This window comes from Ruegeria profundi (genome assembly GCF_049800715.1).
GTDB lineage: Bacteria > Pseudomonadota > Alphaproteobacteria > Rhodobacterales > Rhodobacteraceae > Ruegeria > Ruegeria profundi_A.
In genome coordinates, this window is sequence record NZ_JBNAFO010000003.1 from 254,756 (window position 1) to 272,496 (window position 17,741).

The 17,741-nt window shown below is 55.8% G+C and carries 13 protein-coding genes; 4 read left to right on the forward strand and 9 right to left on the reverse strand.

What is annotated here, in order from left to right; all coding sequences use genetic code 11:
• The first annotated feature begins 573 nt into the window (after positions 1-573).
• Positions 574-2,205: a bifunctional aspartate transaminase/aspartate 4-decarboxylase gene (locus ACP15L_RS07330; RefSeq protein ID WP_425083675.1), complete on the forward strand. Its 1,632-nt coding sequence runs from the start codon at positions 574-576 to the stop codon at positions 2,203-2,205.
• A gap of 107 nt (positions 2,206-2,312) precedes the next feature.
• Here ACP15L_RS07330 and aspT read toward each other — a convergent pair whose 3' ends face one another.
• The 9 genes from aspT to ACP15L_RS07375 form a co-directional block, all read right to left on the reverse strand.
• Positions 2,313-4,013, reverse strand: coding sequence for an aspartate-alanine antiporter (aspT, locus tag ACP15L_RS07335; RefSeq protein WP_425083676.1), 1,701 nt, complete (start codon positions 4,011-4,013; stop codon positions 2,313-2,315).
• A gap of 515 nt (positions 4,014-4,528) precedes the next feature.
• Entirely contained in the window at positions 4,529-4,834 is a 306-nt protein-coding gene (locus ACP15L_RS07340; RefSeq protein WP_425083677.1) for a transposase, read from the reverse strand.
• Positions 4,835-4,899: 65 nt separating this feature from the next.
• Positions 4,900-6,330, reverse strand: a complete 1,431-nt coding sequence (locus tag ACP15L_RS07345) for an AMP-binding protein (protein ID WP_425083678.1) — start codon at positions 6,328-6,330, stop codon at positions 4,900-4,902.
• Entirely contained in the window at positions 6,323-7,168 is an 846-nt protein-coding gene (locus ACP15L_RS07350) for a hypothetical protein (protein WP_425083679.1), read from the reverse strand. The genes ACP15L_RS07345 and ACP15L_RS07350 overlap by 8 nt, the downstream gene beginning before the upstream one ends.
• Complete coding sequence (locus ACP15L_RS07355) at positions 7,165-8,496, reverse strand: hypothetical protein (protein ID WP_425083680.1); 1,332 nt, start codon at positions 8,494-8,496, stop codon at positions 7,165-7,167. The genes ACP15L_RS07350 and ACP15L_RS07355 overlap by 4 nt, the downstream gene beginning before the upstream one ends.
• Positions 8,493-9,593, reverse strand: a complete 1,101-nt coding sequence (locus ACP15L_RS07360) for a DUF3419 family protein (RefSeq protein WP_425083681.1) — start codon at positions 9,591-9,593, stop codon at positions 8,493-8,495. Before ACP15L_RS07360 ends, ACP15L_RS07355 begins: the two co-directional genes overlap by 4 nt.
• Entirely contained in the window at positions 9,586-12,042 is a 2,457-nt protein-coding gene (locus ACP15L_RS07365) for a PEP/pyruvate-binding domain-containing protein (RefSeq protein ID WP_425083682.1), read from the reverse strand. The genes ACP15L_RS07360 and ACP15L_RS07365 overlap by 8 nt, the downstream gene beginning before the upstream one ends.
• Complete coding sequence (locus ACP15L_RS07370) at positions 12,039-12,950, reverse strand: UbiA family prenyltransferase (RefSeq protein WP_425083683.1); 912 nt, start codon at positions 12,948-12,950, stop codon at positions 12,039-12,041. Before ACP15L_RS07370 ends, ACP15L_RS07365 begins: the two co-directional genes overlap by 4 nt.
• Complete coding sequence (locus tag ACP15L_RS07375) at positions 12,947-14,134, reverse strand: hydroxymethylglutaryl-CoA reductase (protein ID WP_425083684.1); 1,188 nt, start codon at positions 14,132-14,134, stop codon at positions 12,947-12,949. Before ACP15L_RS07375 ends, ACP15L_RS07370 begins: the two co-directional genes overlap by 4 nt.
• A gap of 436 nt (positions 14,135-14,570) precedes the next feature.
• On the opposite strand from ACP15L_RS07375, the gene ACP15L_RS07380 reads away from it, so the two are divergent.
• The 3 genes from ACP15L_RS07380 to ACP15L_RS07390 are packed head-to-tail and all read left to right on the forward strand — an operon-like array spanning position 14,571 to position 17,734.
• The gene (locus ACP15L_RS07380) at positions 14,571-15,989 is read left to right on the forward strand and encodes a circularly permuted type 2 ATP-grasp protein (RefSeq protein ID WP_170638005.1); all 1,419 of its coding nucleotides are present in this window, start codon (positions 14,571-14,573) and stop codon (positions 15,987-15,989) included.
• A gap of 2 nt (positions 15,990-15,991) precedes the next feature.
• Complete coding sequence (locus tag ACP15L_RS07385; RefSeq protein WP_425083685.1) at positions 15,992-16,933, forward strand: alpha-E domain-containing protein; 942 nt, start codon at positions 15,992-15,994, stop codon at positions 16,931-16,933.
• A gap of 3 nt (positions 16,934-16,936) precedes the next feature.
• Positions 16,937-17,734 carry a transglutaminase family protein gene (locus ACP15L_RS07390; RefSeq protein WP_425083686.1) on the forward strand — a complete coding sequence of 266 codons (798 nt, stop codon included), beginning with the start codon at positions 16,937-16,939 and terminating at the stop codon, positions 17,732-17,734.
• Positions 17,735-17,741 lie beyond the last annotated feature (7 nt).

The window sequence follows — 17,741 nt, forward strand, 5'->3', positions numbered from 1 at the left end:
CCTGCAGTTGCAATGCCGCTGCGGATCGAACGACCGTGTTAAAAGACACCGTTCCCTGGAATGCGACTTTGGTCTGCGCCACTATTGGCGCGCTCGGTCAGACCTAAGATACCCGCACCCGCAAACAACGGCACGATGTTCAGCCCCAAAAGCTCCAAGAGCAAGCAAAACGAAGGCTACGTCAATCGCCACCCGACCCAAAGATACTGAATTCGCTGCCTGTATAGCTGCCGTTCGCCGCCAGCCCAAAGTTCCGACAATATCAAACTCACAATTTGAAGGACTTTACCTCCGTTCCCAGCAATCGCCTTGCCGGTCCCGAGTAAAAACGGTTTCTGCGGAAAAGCGAAAGTTACAGATCTTTGCGAGATGTCAACTCCGAGCCCAGAGCCTCAGCACAATTTCTATCCTTCTGACGGCCTTGCAAAAAGGTAAAATCCAAAGCTTCTAGTGACGACACGCAATCCTCGGCTGTACGCTGGTCCCTTAAATTAGCGTTGTTTTCGTTGACACGTTGCCTTGCATGCGATCCGCTGAGTTACGTCATCTATTTTAACGCAAGGATTTGATGTCATGCCAGAATCGCTCAACCTGCATAAATTTGAAAACCTAAGTCCTTTCCAAATCAAAGATGAACTTATCAAGTTGGCGCAAAAAGAAGCGCGGCAGATGGCTTTGCCATATCTAAATGCCGGTCGAGGGAACCCAAACTGGATCGCCACCAAAGCGCGTGAGGCATTTTTCCTTTTGGGGCAGTTCGCCATGACAGAAGCTCAGCGCCATCGGAATGAGCCGGAGGTCGGTCTGGCTGGGATGCCGCAAGGGCCAGGCTGCTATGACCGGCTAAAAAAGTATTGCGCCAAATCGGTTGAAGGAAACGGCCCTCCTGGTGCGGAGACTTTGGTGGCGGTCGTTGATTTTGCGATTGAGAAATTTGGATTTACGCCAGACGATTTCGTGCTTGAGTTGACCGATGGCATTGTCGGTGACCATTACCCGATGCCCGACCGTTGCATGGAGCACAACGAAGCGATTGTGCATGAATACGTTATGTGGGCTATGTGCGCTGGGCACCGACCGGATGCGAAGTTCGATATCTACGCGGTCGAGGGTGGAACCGCAGCGATGTGTTATATCTTCAAAGCGCTCAAGAACCAGAGATTGCTGAATGCCGGTGACACGATTGCGTTGGGTACTCCGATTTTCACACCCTATCTGGAGATGCCGGTCCTTGAAGATTATGGGCTGAACACTGTGGATGTATCTTCGAAAGAAGAGGACCACTTCCAACTGAACGACGAAGATTTCGAAATTCTGTCGGACCCGAAAGTCAAAGCACTCTTTCTGGTTAACCCGGGCAATCCGTCTTCAGTCGCTATCAGCCCCGAGGTCTCAGCTCGGCTTGTCGAGTTCGTAAAGACCCGCCGCCCCGACCTGATCATTTTGACTGACGATGTTTACGGGACCTTCGTTCCAAACTTTCAATCGATCTTGGGGCATCTACCTGAGAACACCATCGGGGTTTATTCCTACTCCAAGTATTTTGGTTGCACAGGGTGGCGTTTAGGCGCGATTTTAGTGGCTGAGAATAACATCTTCGACAAGATGATTGCGGATGCTCCGGACGAAACCAAAACCGTCGTCAACGCGCGCTACGAAACGCTGACGCCTGACCCATCCTCGTTCAAGTTCATCGACCGGATCGTCGCCGACAGCCGCGATGTTGCGCTGAACCACACTGCGGGTCTGTCGCTGCCACAACAGGTGATGATGACCTTGTTTTCACTGGTCGAGCTTATGGACGAAGAGAAGGCCTATCAGAAATTCTGCTGGGGTATTCTGAAACATCGCTTTGACGAGTTGGTCGACGGGATGGGTATAGAGGTTCCCGACAACCCGCTGTTCGACAAATACTACGGTATTATCGACTTTGAGTTCTGGCTTCGCAAATACGTGGGCGAAGAGGTGGTCGAGTGGATAAAGGAGAACGTTCACCCGCTGGATATTTCCTTCAAACTGGCGCAGGACCACGGGATCGTGCTGCTCAATGGATCGGGCTTTGACGCGCCCAACTGGTCGGCGCGGGTATCGTTCGCCAATTTGGATGATAGTGCTTACCGCCAGATCGGAAGAGCGGTGCGCGCAGTGGCCACTGGCTACGTACAGGCCTATCGTGCCTCGAAAGGACTGCCTTTGCACGGTTAAGATCCAGTAACAGCGTAGAGCAACGGATCAGCATGATGACTGACACACATGCTGATCTCGACCTTCCGAGCTAGGATCCCGGTTGTCGCGCCCGCTTCCGACCTGAATTACGGCACAAAAGCCACAACCAACGGTCCCCAGAGTGTCAGGAAGATATTGGCCACGGCATAGGTCATGGTGAAGGCGGGCGTGGGTGTCGAGTTCCCGGCTTTTTCCAAGAGTGTCGCAAAACCGGGATTGCCCGAGCGTGATCCGGTCACAACCGCACAGGCCTCAACCGGGTTCTTGATACGCAGGGCGAAGTAGTTGATCGGGAACTGCACGATCATGGGCATCAATGTAACCACAACACCCAAAAGCAGAAGTATGATCCCATATTCCTGAATTGCCTCTAATGCAGGTTTGCCTGCGTTGAGGCCAACGACACCAACAAACACAGCCAACCCGAAACTCTGAAGGAAATTAGCAGCTCCACGATTAATACCGCCGATCTTGGGCTGCCGGATGCGCAAATAGCCGATGATCAATCCTGTAACCAGGCAACCGAGGCCAGACCCCAATGCCACCTTCGTTCCTGCGATGACAAAACTGATCTCTCCGATCAGATAGCCGATGGCCACGCCGATCCCCAATGCAATGAAATTGGTGACCGAGGCCGAAGGCGGTACATAGCCCGCAACTTTGGCAACTCGGTTCAAGTCGTCCTTGTGACCGACAATACTGATCTCGTCACCTGCGTGGATCTCAGTATTGTGCAGGACTGGGACATCATGGCCCATGCGAGTGATCTTTGAGACATGAACACCGCGCCTTTGATCTGCCGTCAGAGCTTCGCGCAGTTCTGCCAAGGTTTTACCGGTCAGTTTGCGGTTGGTGACCACGACGTTGCGACGTTCCTCCACAACAGTCAGTTCAGGAGGATACTCTCCGATTTCGCCACTGGCGCTCCCCTCGAACTGGGTCAAAGTCGCGACGAGGCCGGAGACGACCACCGTGTCTCCGGCATTGACTATCGTTTCGGGGGTCGGATCTACAGGAGCGCCATTGTGGAGCAATCGTTCTACGATCAGATCGCCATCATAGCCGCTTTCGATGTCCTTGACGGACTTTCCGGCAATGCTTGCATCGGCATTTACTTGATAGGCGCGGGCGTCAAACCGATTCATGGGAAGGAACTCACCTTCCTCTAGTTTGGGACCACCGCCGCCGAGTTTCTGAGCCAACTTAATCGCTTCTTGCCGCAGATCGACACGCATGATGATGGGAATGATGCTAACTGCCAATATCGGGCCTATTGAGCCGAAGATGTAAGTAACCGAGTATCCTACGGCGATGTTGGTTTTCAGTTTTTCCGCCTCATCAGCGGCGAGCCCAAGCAGATCGATGGCGTTCCCAGCGGTGCCAATGATTGCAGATTGTGTCAGGCCACCAGCGGCCAACCCCGCGGCCAGCCCTTTGTCCAAGCCCGCCAGCCGAGCAACAACAATAACAAAAAACAACCCCCAGAGGGTCATCATAAACGCGGCCAGTAGCTTGGTCAGCGCAGTTCGGTTCAAGGCCGCAAAAAACTGAGGCCCCCCATTGTAACCGACCATGAATATAAAGAGGGAAAAGAATACATTCTGAACATCGGTACTAAGGTTGATCCCACCGATCTGGCCAATGAAGACGGCCACCAACAAAGTGCCAGCGATGCCCCCCAATTCGAACTTGCCGACCCGAAACTTTCCGACGCCGTATCCAAGACCCAGACAAAGAAACAATGCCATGATCGGGAAGGCGCGAAGCTGTTCTGTAATCAATTCCATTGTGAAATCTCCCGGGTGCTAACGCTGGTCCGTTAGCCTCAAGATACAGCGCCTTACTGTATTGAAAACAAAAATATTTAGACAACCGACTTCGTGCGGACTCTATGAAACCATTCGGAACAGTTTCTCTTAATGTTCGGGTTAACTTGAGATCAAAAAAATTAAAATGTAGGTCACGCGATTCATTCTTTGCCTTTTGAGGAAAGAGCCTTTGCCATTTCGATGGATTCCTACGCTCTCTTCGACCATTTTCAGATATTCACCTAACAGCACTTGCAGCCAAAGTGACCGTTCCAATCAGCCCACTCCTGATCCCCATGAACGGGGCTCTCGGAACTGTCCATATCCGGTAAGATCCACTTGGGCTGTTGCACATCGTTCATTGCTTTAGTCCTCAGGCCGAGGAGGTCTGCTATGGCGGACAAATCGTGAGCCGAAGCAAGAATGCCCGTCTCAAAACGCGCCTATTGACTAGTTTAGGCCGCTAGGCCATCGACCGCGCGCCCTCCAACGATCTAGCGCTTCACCGGATCACGGGCCGGCAGGTTTGCATCGTCGACATCAGGGTTTCCCGCAAGACGCCCGAAGGTAGACTGGCAAAACAGAGCTACAAAAACATGAAACCCTTTCTTGTCGGTTCGGGTATCTCGCAACATCTGCCCCGCCAAATCATGCAGACCCAAAGTCTTATCCAGCTCCAGAAACAGAAACAAACCGCCATCGGAACTGATTCTGGAGCCGTGGAATTCAAGACAAACGCGGTTATCAAAATCGAGCTGATAATCACCCACTAAAACCGCTCCAACATGCAGATCCCACATCGCAGCCTCCAAAGCGGCTCAACATGCTACAATATTTGACGAAAAGCAAGGACGGTGAAGCTAAATCACTCCATCATATGGGAAATATGGGTTTCAAGTCTCGCGCGATCGACTTTGGAGGCATGGCGCTTGTCCATAGGGATGCTCTCAATCGACACCACATTGGGAACGCCAAACCCACGCGCAGAACGCTTCCAATCCTCGAGGTACTTTTGTGTTCCTTGGACGCAGAGTGTGGGGCCTACTTTCGTTGTGACAAAAGCGCATCGATCCACACCCGGCCATTGCTGGGCCGCGACTTCGATGGCAAAGGGGAAAAGCGTACCTGAAGCGACTTCAATTTCGGACCCGATACGCCCCCAAAGCCACAAACGTCCGTCATCATCCAGCGTGCCCGCGTCACCAGTCCGGTGCCAAACAATGTCACCCTCCTTGACTTTGTTTTGCTGTGAGTGATTTGGGTCCAAATACCCTTCATTCACATGTGCGCCGGCGACCTGAATCTCGTTGTCGCAAATGCGGAGCGTGATGTCAGAGACCGGATAGCCCACGAGCAGCCCCCTTCCAGAAGCCATGTCGCGGTAATCCTGCTCCGAGATGTCGATGGCATCAAGATGCGCGATTGGTTCAGCCTCGGTCGAGCCGTAGACGCACATAACCGATAGCCTGTGCCGGCTTCTCAATGTCTCCACCAGGTTTGGAAACACCGGGCCACCGCCGGTGAACACCGTATGCAACGGCCCTGTGTCCTCGGATCGAACCAGCTTTTCGCACAGTGATGGCGGTATCAGGGCGCGGGTGACGTTCTGCGCTTGAATCCACCGTTCCAACTGCGTGGGTGATAGGCGGTCCAGTTTGCTGAGCTTCCAATTAGGTAAAACACTTGTGCGCCCGGCCGCCAGATTGATCAGGGTGAACACCGGAAAGGCGACCAGGTCCCGCTCGGAATTGCTGCTGTGGAGGAGGGGTGCGATCGCATCGAGCTGTGCCATCAGAAACGCGTGTGAGCGGGGAATGGCTTTGGGCTGACCTGTTGTGCCGGAGGTGAAGGAGATCAGGGCGATATCATCCGGTTGCACCTTGTGCACTGTCGGGGTGATGTGGCCTTCTCGGGGCGTGAGCAAGGGAAGGGTCCAAAGGCTGGGAACCAGAAACTTTAGCAAGGAATACGGGCCCGCCGAACAGAACGCTTTTGGGTTTGTTGTCCGAATGGCGTGGCACAGACCGGCCAGCCCCATGGCTGGCTCCGGCAAGACTACGGTGGCGCCAAGGGACCACAGGGCGGCCAGGCTGGCATAGAGGTCCGCGTTGACCGGCATGGCCAACAGCACGCGATCCCCCGGGTGGATGCCTTTGCCGTGCCACCGACCCGCCAATTGCTGTACGCGTTTGTATAGGGCCTGAAAACTGATCTCGCGCCCCTTGCCGTCCACAATTGCGGTCTGGTTTGGAGCCCGCTCAACCGCAGCGGCGAAATGGGACAACAGATCAGCCATTCAGCTTGCGCCCAAGCAGGGTATAGCGCCGGAAGATCGTTGCGCCTTCGGCGGCGCTGCGGTCAGCCGAGGTGTTGTAATCATGGATCAGCGCATGAATTGCCGTGTCGTACCCCATGCTGAATGCCGTATTGTGAAACCTGTGGGCCAGATGCCGCCCTGCCCCCGGTTCGAGACTGGCGTAGGTCTTAAGGATGGCGGATTTCGGATTGGGGCCTTCGGCATAGTTGGGAATGCCGAACAAAAACCCGGCCAGTGTTCCGTCGTTGCGGCGCGCAAATAGGATTAGGTCGCGCTTCATCATCGGCACCACCGGCAAATACATGGCCAGAAAATCCGCTTCAGATATCGGCTTGTAGAACGCGTTGTTTGAAAACGCCCGGGTTGAGAGTTCAAAGACCTGACGAAAGAGGGCTTCGGGGTCCGTTCCGTCCCAGGCCTCCACCACGAAGCTGCCGCTATCCGGCGGTGCGGTCGCAGCGGCGGCCTGCAGCGCTACACGGGCCGAGAAATACCGACTGATCTCTGCAAACCCCGCTAACCGGAACGCCTCGGGCTCATGCGGTTTGTTTCTGGGCTCCATCAGAAACGGAGCAGACCCGTCGCTGTCCGAGACAAACCGGTAGCTGTGCCACGTATCGCCCGACATAGGCCCAATAATGCGATTGAGGCCCGCATCTTGCACCCGCTCTATCCCCTCGCGCAGAATCTCAGCACCGGCCTCAGGTGTTTTGCAGGAAAAATCACCGAAAGTTGCGGTCGATGCGCCGTCCCAATTCGGGCCGTTCAGATAGACAGTCAGTTTTGCATCCGCTGTTTTGATGGTCTCTTTGGTCATGCACCAACTCCGGCAAAGACCCCTGCACCAAGTGATCCGGCAAGGATCCAAACGTAGTAAAACAAGGGCAGGGCGAGGGCCAACAGCGTGAGTCTAAACACTCTGTCTTTTTCGAACCATTGTGGTCGGGCCAACGGCACTGCGGCTGTGCAAAGGAGTGAAAACAGGGCCAAAGCCGTCAGAGGCTCGGCCCAGTTCGACTGTTCGGAATTCTGGGAAACAACCCAAGCCCGTACGGCGAACAAAACAGCGGCAGCAAGCGGTATCGCGATTGGGCTGGAACGCAGCGCGACTGCAATATGCCCCATGGCCAGCCCCATAGCACTTAGCCCAAAAAAGGAAATCGCATCCCATCCCGTTGCATGTCCCATTGCAAGCCAACCAAATCCCAAAAGACCCAAGGCGGCTATGATGTCCAGATCGGGGAACTTGCTGTCACAAGGAGAAGCGGTGCGCGCCCACCCATGCGCAGCAAGAACTATGATCGGCAGCACCGTATTTTGCAATTTTGCGGCGGCCAGCAGTAAAAAAACCGCAACAACATAAACACGGGTCGCATGTTTGGTCAGGCCCAGCTTGGTTCCCACCACGCCGAAACTGGTAAGAGCAGCAAAGAACAGAGCAGCCAACAGGGCGAGTTCTGCCAAAGAGCTGTGGTAGTGGCCGTTCAGAAAAATCAACAAGCCAAGCGGTAGGAACAGGTTATCAAACCCGCGCCAACTTTGCGCTTCGACCAATGTGCCAAAACCCGCCACCATGAGGCACAACATCATGACGTTGGACGGTGGGAGGCTCGACATGAACAAGAAGCAGATGATCGCGACCAACAGCGTTACGACAAAAAACACGACTGAGCCTTCCAAGCTCTTGTCGCCATCCTCCACCACGTAGCGTTTGGTTCCATAGGTAGTTCCGGCCAGCGCCGCGGCGGCATCCGCCAGTGTCAGAACGGCGATTGGCAGGATGTAGAACAGTGTGTTTTCCCCAGCCAACAGGAAGCAAAGCCCGACCGACAAGGCGAGCAGAAAGTCACCGTAGGACGTACGCTCTACCCCATGCAGAGTCGCGCCCAGACCCGATGAAAAGCGCGGAAGGCGGAGCACCAGCATCACCAGTATTGTGGCTGCAATCAGCATGTAAACCGGCCAACGATCGGGAAAGAGCCAAGGTAAAAGCAGTGCAAAGAGGCCGGTACTGACATGCATAAGTTTGCGCTGTACTTCGGCACTCAACCCCGCCGTTTTGGCCAGATGCCGTATGACCATCATGACGCCGATCAAGGCGACCACGGACCCCGCCGCCAACAGGATCTGCCCAAGAACAGTCACGGCTGAACCTCTTCGACGACGAAATCGGAATAGAAGAATGCCATGTCGCGGGCTTTCTGCTGTGTTTCGATGTCGGTCAAGGTTGTGACGCGTTTTAAGTATTTAGTCGGAACCCGACGGGGTGCCATCATGTTCCAATAGACCAATCGGGCGTTTGGCTCAGCGGCAGTCAGGATAGAGCCGTAGACCTGAGGGAAGGTCTCGGGGGACATGTATTCAAAGATGTCGGACAGGTTGAAACCGTTGGCTTTCTCACCGGTTGATACAAAAGCCTCGAGCGATCCAAGGCGGATGTCCAGACGATCCAACCGGGATCGGATTGCCTCATAGTGCTCGGGCCGCCAGGCCATCGGCAGCGCGTCGCCGTGATTGCCTTTGAGAATCCAGTGCAAATAGGGGTTTTGCGAGGGATCAGTGGTGCCCCCCGCATGACGGATGCGCCGGGCGACATGTTGGGCGGGGCTGCCCTCGACATGGTCGAAGAACGCACTGTCCCGACCCATGCGCCCCATGACGAAACGCGAGAAGAAGAGGTTCAGCAAAAGCCGCCATCGCACCGTATTGAACCGCGTGTCAAAAAATGTCTGGCGCTCTCTGGGCGAGCGGGGGACGAACACTGCGTCAATGGTGCGGCGAGAATGGACGAGCGGCAGCAGCCAGGTTCGAAAGATGCGAAAATAGCGCTCGAACTTGCCGACACCGCCGATACCATGTCTTTCAACCTCCGGGGTTAGCGTCTGCCAGAAGGCGCGCGTCTCAGCATCGGTGGCCTCTAAAACCCGGTTCAGCAGGGCACCCCGTCGCGTACTTGCGCGCGAACCTGTGAGTTCGATGAATTCGGGATGGGTTAGCACCTGATAAGCCGCGATCCGAAGCTTGAGGCACGCAATCTGCGCCGGTGACAGGTCCAGAACCACGACGCGCGCAGGATCGAGTGTCAGCATCGCAAGCGCATTGTCCCCGGCTGAGCAGATGGACACCAAGGTCTTGCCCGCGCACTCACCCAAGGCTGAGGTGAGGACATCTGCGTCCTCCCACAGTTGGGCATAGCGGATATGATCGAAATCCGCTTTTGCCTCGATTTCACTGCTATCCATCGCATCGCTCCACTGCGCCGCTTGCGCCGTCTACACGGATCATCTCGCCATCTACGATCCAGTTCGTGGCGCCTTTCAGGCCAACCACGCAAGGGATGCCCAATTCGCGCGCGACGATGGCTGAATGAGACAACAGCGACCCTCGTTCAACGACGATGGCGGAGGCGTTCGAGAATACAGCAATCCAGCCTGGGTCGGTGTGGCGGGCGACCAGAATGTCTCCGGGGTTCAGGGCTTCGGTGCGCGGGTCACGGATCACACGCGCGCGCGCTTTGATCTGTCCTGCGGAACAACCCGTGCCGTGCTTCACGCGTGCCGTATCTGCCTCGGCTTCCACATCTTTGGACCAGATCGGTGCGATAGCGGGACCACGGATTTCGATACGCTCGGGCGGGTCGGGGCGTCGGGAGGAGGCGTCATCCTCGCGTTTGCGCCGCGCAACGATGCCTTTCAGGTCGGGTGATAAGCTGTAGCCCTCAACCGCTCCGAGAACTTCTTGAGTTGTCAGGAAGAATACATCCTTTGGTGATGAAAGCAGATCACGGGCAGCGAATTCCCGGCCGATGCCTAAAAACACACGCCGGGCATAGCCGAAGATACGCGTGCGCTCAAAGCGCAGGTTTTCCCGGTCGCGCACGCGCGCCTTGGTCCAGCTCAAAATCCATTTGGCCAATTGCCGTTTGAAGGGGTTTGACGGAAACAGCGCCTTCCAGTCCGGCTCAGTACCTTCCTGACGCCCAGTCTTGGGACGTTCGGCGCTGGCTGCAATCGCCAGCAGCAGGCTGGTGGGGTCGTCGCGCAGCGGAACGCTTTCCAGTTTGAGTTCCTCCGTACACCGGTCTCCGAACTTCTCAAGATAGGCATCAACCTCGGCTTCAATCTGGGGGTGCCCGGACAAAACCGACAGATGCGCATTGGTTTTTATCGGCTCAGCAAGACCTGCCTGCCGGACCAGTTCTCCCATCCGGGCAATGCGTTGCGCGGGTTCCGCTGAAACGATATCGCCTTGCCCGATCATGAGGTCATTGTGCAGGGTCAACCCGTCTTCGCCCAGCCACTTTTGCAGTAGGTTGCGCGAGCCGCCAAAGGCAATCATGCAAAGGAAATCGTTGATCAGCGGCGCATCCCACCGATCCAGCAGGGTGCTTTCAATGCGACGATACTCAGCGGCCAGTTCGGTCGCATTCGAGGCATCCACATCCAGCTCCGCCTGCAAGATGTCGTTCAATCTAAGATAAAAATCACGCCGGGTCCGTGGCAGTCGGATGGCTTGCCATATCAGACCGCCCGCAACTTTTGACAGTTTCGCGTAGTCTACAAGCTTGCGCCAGCCGACGGTGGGCGGCGGGGCAAGAGCATCCGTAACTTCACGTGGCATCGGTTCAGAAACGCCCATCATCGTTTCCATGTAGTCGCGGTTTAGCGAAAACCCGGGCAGCATTGCCAGCACGCGATACCAGTTGATCAGGTTGTAATAGGCGCGCCCGTCCACCCGTCCGAGTAAGTTGTCAAACACTGTTGGGTTTCGGGCAACCGTATGCCGGGTCACGCCCAACAGCCTAACGAAAGCGCGATACACCTGAGAATACACATGCAGGGCAAAGGAATAAGTCAGCGGGCTGACAATCCCCGGATAGCTTTCGACGATATTGGAATTGTCGAAAACGGTCAGAGTCTGATCTGCAAGCGGCGCCGGGCGCAGGGTCGTGGTGATCGGTCGGGCCTGCAGAATATGCAGCCCTTGCGCATCGATCGCCCATTCGATGTCCTGAGGGGAACCGAACAGCGCCTCGGCCTGTCGGGCGAGGGCTGCAATGGATTGTGCCTCGGGCAGGGTCAAATGCGCGGGCGTGTCCAGAGTGTTTTCTGGTGTGCCATCCAAACCAATGACCCAGTCTTCTCCGTCCGCTTCGCCTGACACAAGCTGCTCCGCAAGCCCGTCAATGGCCGAGATCACGACCACATTGCGCCGACCACTGACCGGATCGGCGGAAAAGGCGACACCGGCCGCTTTGGCATCGATCATGCATTGCACAATGATCGCAGGGGCCTCGGCCTCACCGCCGGATTTGACCGCGCGGTAGGCTTCGATTGTTTCCGAGAAACCGGATTGCCAGACTTGCTTGGCCGCTGCGATCACATCTTTGCCGGCAACGTTCACGACCGTTTCGAACTGTCCCGCATGGCTGTGGTCCACACCATCTTCGGACCTGCCAGAGCTCCGCACCGCGTAAGGTCCGGGTCCGAGTGTTTCAAGCGCGGCGGTCACAGCCGATTTCAGGCCCTTTTGCGCGATGGGTCCTGATTGCCCCATGCGAAATGCATCGTTGATGATGACGAAGAACGCTGGTGGGGAAAACCCGTGCAGCGCAAGATGCGAAAGGGCCGCCGCTTTCCCTCCGACATCCGAGACATCGGTGGCGTCCGTTTGGGAAACGATGAAACTCATGCAACGGCTCCGATGAGGAAGGGTAGAAAACCAGCCGCAGCATAGCAGAAGAACACCCATAGGCCGGATACTGTGTCCATCCTGTTTTGGGCTTTTGCGGTGGGTGTCTGAGTGTAGCGGAGGGCGGCAATTCCGCAGGGCACAAGTGCCAGCGCGCCGATCAGGGCGGTTGGCCAGCCGACTCCGGTTCCGCTGCCTGTGCCGACAAGTAGGGCGTAGGACACCAGCACGCAAACGATCCAGATACGTCCCGCCAAACGCGGCCCCCAAAGGCCGGAATAGGTATCAACCCCGGCGATTTCGTTTTCCGGCGCCCACAGTTTGCGCCCGATCTCAAGGACGCAGCCATTCACAAAAGACAGTGCCAGGAACAGCCATAGTGAGGATGCTGCTCCACCTGCTGGCTTCCACTCGAGACTGGTCAGCAACAGGTCAATCAAGGGCATGATGGCCATATGGCTAAGCAGGTACAGAACCGGTCGGGCCTTCAGCCAAACCGGAACGCCGAATTCAACCGTCATTGCTGCGAGCCAGATCCAGACCGCACCCAACAACCACCAAACGGGAGGGTGCCAGAACCAGGCCGCAGCAAGTGCCATCGGGATCGTCAGTAATCCTAGGCTCAGGATTTCGCCCGGCGAGACCAATCCACGTGGGATTGGCCTGTCGGGCCTGTACCGCCGGTCATCCTCGGCGTCCTTGAACTCATCGCAGACCCGCATCTGGAAGAACAACGCCATGGCCAGCACAAAACCGGTGGCAAAGGCCGGCCATTCGGGCAAGGGGCGGTCGGCCAGACGGGCTGACACGCAGATGCTGGCCGAGGAAAACATCAGCAGCAGAGGGACGGTTTTCTTCAGCGGAAATCGCTCGGACTGGTAAATCCAGAATCGGTTCTGAATGCTCATCTGTGGCGGGCCAGGCTTTCATGGGCGCGGGTGAAATGGCCTGCAGCTATCGCGGCAACGATCGAGATTTCGCCGCACAGGCATGTGGCTGCGGCCACCTCAGCCAAAGCCGTGCCACATCCGTCGCCTTTGAGGCCAAGTATGTTCAGCGCCGCTGTTTGGCTTGGCAAACCGGTTCCGCCACCGACCGAGCCGACAAGGATGTTGGGAAGCGTGACCGAGCAGAACAGATCGTCGCCTCTAGGTTCCATGCGCGTGATGCCCATTGCGCTTTCGGCAACGCAGGCCGCGTCCTGTCCGGTTGCGATATAGAACGCCGCCAGCCCGTTGGCATAATGTGCCTGCGCGCCGAATTGGCCCGACAAATGCGCCCCCAGATTGGCGACACGGCCATAGTCCAGCATCGCCTCGACCGTGGTTCCCAGCGTCTTCTCGACAATCTCAGCAGGAAGCGTGACCGAAGCGCTGACCTTCCGCCCGCGCCCCGTCACCAACCCTAAAGCCGAGGCCTTTTTGTCGCCCGAGAAATTACCTTCGACATACCAGTTTTCAACCGCGACAGGGCAGCTATCTGCGATGGCGTGGCACAAGGCTTCGGTGGCGATGGTCACCATGTTCTGACCCGCAGCATCCCCTGTGGTATACCGACAAATCAGGAAAACGACGTTGGTGTCGATGAACGGCTCCAGTGAGACAAGCTTGCCATGACGGGTTGTCGCTTCGGCCGCAGATTGAAGCATGTCGACATTTGTCACCACCCAATCCACGAATTGCCCAGCCTTTAGCAGGCTCTCAAATACAAAGGCTGGTGTTCGGAGCACACCTTCGTACAGAACGGCAGTGCTGACACCGCCCGACCGGGTGGCGGCGTAAGCGCCCCGGGCGTAAGACGCGACCAGCGCGGCCTCGGTGGTCGCGAGGGGGACATGGAAATCGCCATTTGCGTTCATCCCGTTTAAGCGCAAGGGGCCAATAACTCCGACAGGCAGCTTAACTGTCCCAACGAAGTTCTCGATATTGGCCCCGTAGATTTCGGCGTTTTCGATGGTCGCCAGATCTGCAATCTGTGCTTGATCCTCAGCGCTGGCTGTGGGTTTCAACTTGCCCCAAAAGCGTTCGAGCATCTCTTTGGTCGGCTTGCGGGAGGGGCGCAGTGTTGAAAACTCCGCGTCGCTCGGCGCCATCTGCTGGGGTATCTGATCGGCGTCAAATCGCGTTTTTATGCGTTGAAGCATTTCCCGAACGTGAAAAGGAATGACCAAAGGCGCGCTCCAATAAATTATCCGTACATATGTTGTGCAGCTAAAAACCGATGCGAGGGCAAGGTATCAGTCGCGAGATCGAAATCCAGACAAATGTTCGCCGATCAAGTGTTTGATCCCAAGGGGTCTCGCATTCGTCGCAGAGCCCGAAGGATAAGTCTGTCAGAGGAAAGGGGGGAGCAAGCCTTCTCCTCGATTTGTGCAACGAAGCCGCATGAATTCGAACAAAAAAACCAGCGGCGTTGTTCAAATTGGTGGATGCACCAACTCGCTTGAAAAATAGGCGTTTCTTCCAGAAGTGCTTAGCAAAAAGGACCGAATGACTTGAAAACCCCGAATTGATCGTCAAACTTCTCGCATGAGTGAGTATTTTGATGAAATGTTCAACAGCGATGGATCGCTCAGAGGTCCATACGAAGAGATCGGTCGTTGGTTTGATGCGGAAGATGTATCACGGCTAAGAGCCAAGCAGCGCGAGGCTGAGGAAGTCTTTAGGCTGACGGGTATTACCTTTAACGTTTATGGCAAAGCCGAAGCAGAGGAACGGTTGATACCGTTTGATATCGTGCCGCGCGTCATTTCCGCGCGAGAGTGGCAGCGGCTGGAACGCGGTATCGAACAAAGGGTGCGGGCAATAAATGCCTTTCTTCACGACATCTACCACCGCCAAGAAATCGTTAGGGCGGGACGTGTACCGGCCGAGATGATTGCTGGAAACGAAGCGTTCCTGCCGCAAATGCTTGGCGTCTCACCGCCCGGTCAGGTTTATACGCATATCGTGGGCGTTGACTTGGTGCGAACCGGACCAGATGAGTTCTTTGTGCTTGAAGACAACGCGCGCACCCCATCCGGCGTCAGCTATATGCTGGAGAACCGGGAAACGATGCTAAAGATGTTCCCCGAGCTCTTCAGCGCCACAAATGTACGAAATGTTTCCGACTACCCGCGAAATTTGAGGCGGTCTCTTGCAGCCTGCGCACCGGCCTGTGCAGAGGGAGAGCCCACGGTCGCGGTTTTGACCCCCGGTATCTACAACTCAGCCTATTACGAACACGCGTTTCTTGCGGACCAGATGGCAGTGGAGTTGGTCGAAGGACACGATCTGAGGGTTGTAGATGGCCGCGTCTGCATGCGTACCACCCGGGGCTACAAGCCTATCGACGTTCTGTATCGACGGGTCGATGACGATTTCTTAGATCCGCTGAATTTCAACCCTGATAGCGCGCTGGGCGTTCCCGGCATCCTAGATGTCTACCGCGCGGGGGGCATCACTATTGCGAATGCTCCGGGCACAGGTATCGCGGATGATAAGGCAATCTACTCCTACATGCCTGAAATCGTTGAATTCTACACGGGCGAAAAACCCCTGCTTCAAAATGTACCCACCTGGCGTTGCAGCGATCCAGAGTCCCTATCCTATGTGCTGGACAACCTTTCCGACCTCGTGGTCAAGGAAGTACATGGGTCTGGCGGTTACGGTATGTTGATTGGCCCTACGGCCAGCAAGAAAGAGATTTCAGCTTTCCGTGAAAAGCTGAAGAAGAGACCCGGGAACTATATAGCTCAGCCGACTCTGTCGCTTTCAACGGTTCCAATTTTCGCGCGCTCGGGGCTCGCACCCAGGCACGTTGATCTGCGCCCCTTTGTTTTGGTGTCTCCAGATGGGGTTAATATCACGCCCGGCGGTTTGACACGCGTGGCGCTGAAGAAAGGGTCGCTCGTCGTGAACTCAAGTCAGGGCGGCGGGACCAAAGACACCTGGGTTCTGGAGGACTGACCATGCTGGGAAAAACTGCTGGCGGGTTGTTCTGGATGTCCCGTTACCTCGAACGGGCGGAAAACACGGCGAGGCTGCTTGAAACAGGTCAGAGGATGGCGTTGACCCGTTCCAAGAACTCCGCCGAAGAATGGGGCTCTGTACTGAAAACGGCGGGCGTTTTGGATGGATACCACGCCAAGTACGATGACATTTCAAAAGACAACGCTGTGGATTGGGTGTTACGCGATGCCGATAACCCATCCTCGATCAAGTCGGTCATCAAACAGGCAAGAAACAACGCTCGCCTTGTTCGAACCGCATTGACCCACGATGTTTGGAGCGCGGTGAACGCAAGTTGGATGCAAATTGACGAGGCGATGAAGCGCCGCGTGAATGAGCGCGATTTGCCCGCCATGCTGGAGCTTATTCGCCACCAGGCCGCTCTGGTCCGTGGCGCCACTTTGGGCACCATGCTGCGCAATGATATTTTCGATTTCACCCGCATCGGCACTTTTGTCGAACGGGCCGATAACACGGGGCGCATCTTGGACGTGAAGTACTACGTTCTATTGCCCACAGCGTTCTCTGTCGGCTCGTCATTGGACAACATCCAGTGGGAAAGCATCCTTCGCTCCGTCGGTGCTGGTGGCGGCTATCGGATGACCCACGGTCAGAAAACCCGACCGTCTGACATTGCCGAGTTTTTGATCTTGGATGAGCGGATGCCCCGCAGTCTTCACTTTTGTTGTAGAAAGATTCAAGAAAACCTGTCCTACCTGAAGAAAGACTATGGCTTTGCGGGGCCGTCATGCGCCGCATCAAATGCACTGTACGAGAAATATCTGGACCGGAAAATATCCGATATCTTTGAGTTGGGGCTGCATGAATACATTCAGGATTTTCTGAAAGATCTCGGCAGCTTAAGTCGTCAGATCGAGATTGACTACCGGTTCTATGAGTAGCCCATGAAACTCCATATTCGCCATGAGACACGATACGATTTCGACGCGCCGGTCCCCTTTGGACTGCAGCAGCTTAGGAAAACGCCAAAGTCATTTCGCAACCAGACCATTGAAAGCTGGAGCACTGAAGTCATCGGAGGGGTCAAAGAGCTGAGCTTTGAAGACTACCACCGAAACACAGTGGAACTGATCAGTTTCGAAGCAAATACCCAGAGCATTTCGTTGATTTCCGAAGGCGTTGTGGCGGTGGAAGACACACATGGTATCCTGGGACGCCACGAAGGGTCGACACCGCTATGGCTTTTCAATCGGAGCACGCCTCAGACAACGCCAGGAAAAGGGGTTGCCGACGTGATCGGCGCGCTGCCCGAAGGCGAACCGCTTCAACAGATGCACGCCTTGTCCGAAATAATTCGATCTCGGGTCAGCTATGAAGTTGGAAGTTCGCACCCAGGCTGGAGCGCTGAAGACGCCCTCGCAGCAGGGTGCGGCGTGTGCCAGGACCATGCGCATATCTTCATTACCTGCGCTCGACAGATCGGACTGCCTGCGCGCTATGTTTCGGGTTACCTGATGATGAACGAAACGGAGCTGCAAGACGCGACCCATGCATGGGCCGAAGTGCATTTGGACGGGCTCGGATGGGTTGGATTTGACGTTTCCAACGGGATTTCGCCTGATCACCGCTATGTACGCGTCGCAACCGGTCTGGACTATGCCCAAGCTGCGCCGGTAATAGGGAACAGAATTGGGACAGCGGGCGAGCAATTGACAGTACAGTTGCAAGTCGCACAGCAGTAACGGAGAA